General features: G+C 74.8%; 3 protein-coding genes. 1 reads left to right on the top strand and 2 read right to left on the bottom strand.

The window, feature by feature from the left end; genetic code table 11:
* Positions 1-4: 4 nt before the first annotated feature.
* Together AB0C29_RS46625 and AB0C29_RS46630 are read right to left on the bottom strand one after the other, a co-directional pair.
* Positions 5-598 (bottom strand): helix-turn-helix domain-containing protein, encoded by a 594-nt coding sequence (locus AB0C29_RS46625; RefSeq protein ID WP_360834574.1) that lies wholly within the window; start codon positions 596-598, stop codon positions 5-7.
* Positions 595-1,311, bottom strand: coding sequence for a DUF4386 domain-containing protein (locus AB0C29_RS46630; protein WP_360834576.1), 717 nt, complete (start codon positions 1,309-1,311; stop codon positions 595-597). The genes AB0C29_RS46625 and AB0C29_RS46630 overlap by 4 nt, the downstream gene beginning before the upstream one ends.
* Positions 1,312-1,394: 83 nt before the next feature.
* On the opposite strand from AB0C29_RS46630, the gene AB0C29_RS46635 reads away from it, so the two are divergent.
* Positions 1,395-1,792: TetR/AcrR family transcriptional regulator (locus tag AB0C29_RS46635; protein WP_360834578.1), on the top strand; the 398-nt coding region annotated here is incomplete at its 3' end.

Consider the following 1,792-nt stretch of genomic DNA (forward strand, 5'->3'; position numbering starts at 1 on the left):
GCGACTACGGCCTGGAGCTGCTCGTCGAGACCGCCCGGCTGTGGCGCTCGCTCGGGCACCACGACCGGCACGGCCGCTCGGTCCTGTCCAGGCATCCCCGGACCAGCGGGCGCCGCGAGGCCCGGAGCGCCGGCAGCCCCTCCAGCCACCGCAGCCCGGCGGGGGTGAGCGCGAACCCGGCGGCGCGCGTGAGCAATCCCGTCCGTTCCAGGGCGTCGGTGACCGCCACACCGAGAGCGCCGGCCAGGTGGTCGTAGCAGGTGCGGCCCCGGGACAGGGCGGCCGAGGCGGTGGCCGCGCGCAGGGTCCGGGCCGGTACGGGGGCCGGTGGCAGGTGGGCGGCGAGGTCCTCGATGAGGTGGGCCACCTGGGGGTCGGCCAGGCGCACGTACCGGTGGCGGCCCTGTCGTTGCTCGCTGAGCAGGCCCGCCGCGACCAGTTTGTGCAGATGTCCGGTCGCGGTGGCCGGAGCCACGCCCGCGTGCGTAGCGAGCTCGCCGGCGGTCCAGGCCCGGCCGTCGAGCAGGGCCAGGCAGAACGCGGCGCGGGTGTCGTCGGCCAGCAGGGCGGCGAAACGGGCCAGCGCGGGAGCGGTCATGCCGCCATTGTGCGGCGCTCACGCTTCGGTGCGAACCGAAGTGTCACCCCCAGGGCCGCCACCCACAGGCCCCACGCGGTGCTGCCGATGAGGCCGGCCGCGTCCCACACCGGGAAGCCGGGCACCGCGGTGGCCAGCACGTCGCCCTGGTTCAGCAGGTACAGCACCGAGGCGCCGAGCCCGGCCCAGCCGATCCAGGCCGGCAGCAACCGGGTGCGCAGCAGCACCACGCTGACCGTGACCGACCAGGCGATCACCAGCACCTGCCCGAGATGCTCGCCCAGCAGCGCGCCGCCGAACTGGTGCTGCGCGGTCCAGGCCGCCTCGGTCGCGGCCCGCACGACCGGATCGCCGGCGGCCCAGGTGTGCGCCAGCGGCGGCACGACGAAGACCCAGCGCAGGAAGCCCACCAGCGACAGCAGCACGGACGCGGCGCCGACGGTGGTCGCGGCCCGCAGCACCGGGTCGTCGCGGCGGTCCAGGGCCGCGGGGAGCAGCAGCAGGGGTACGCCGAGCAGCGCGTACGTCCAGGCCGTGGCGAACCAGGTCCAGACCAGGGCCGGGCCGCCCGAGTCGGCGGCGGCGAGCACGACGGCGGCGGGCTCGCGCAGGATGTCGGGCCAGTCGAAGGTCGACGACAGCACGGTGGCGGCGGCGGCGAAGGCCAGCGAAGCCCCCACCAGCAGCAGCCCGGTCACGCGGCGGAGATCCATGGAGAACCATCCTTGTACGGTGTGCAGTATTAGCGGACGGCCTAATGCTGTACGGTGTGCAGAGACAAAGTCAAGGGGGTGTGGTGACGGATACCGGCCGGCGCAGACCGGGCCCGCGACGGGCGCTCACCGAGGACACGATCCTCGAGGCGGCCCTGGCCCTGCTCGACATCGGTGGCACCGAGGCGGCCTCGATCCGGCGCATCGCGGCAGCCGTCGGCGTGGCCCCGAACGCCGTCTACACGTACTTCCCGGACAAGAGCGCTGTCGTCGCCGCACTGGTGGAACGGCTGCTCGGCGAGGTCGACCACAGGGTGCTCACCGATCAGCGCCGGCCCTGGTCCGACCGGATCGAGACGCTCGCCCTCGACCTGCGGTCCCGCCTATCGGCCCACCCCGGCGCCGTGCCGCTGCTGCTCAGCGGCCCGATGGACGGCCCGCACGCGCTGACGCTGGGCGAACGGCTGCTCGACGCCCTCGC

Source organism: Actinoplanes sp. NPDC048791, from assembly GCF_040650095.1.
Lineage (GTDB): Bacteria > Actinomycetota > Actinomycetes > Mycobacteriales > Micromonosporaceae > Actinoplanes.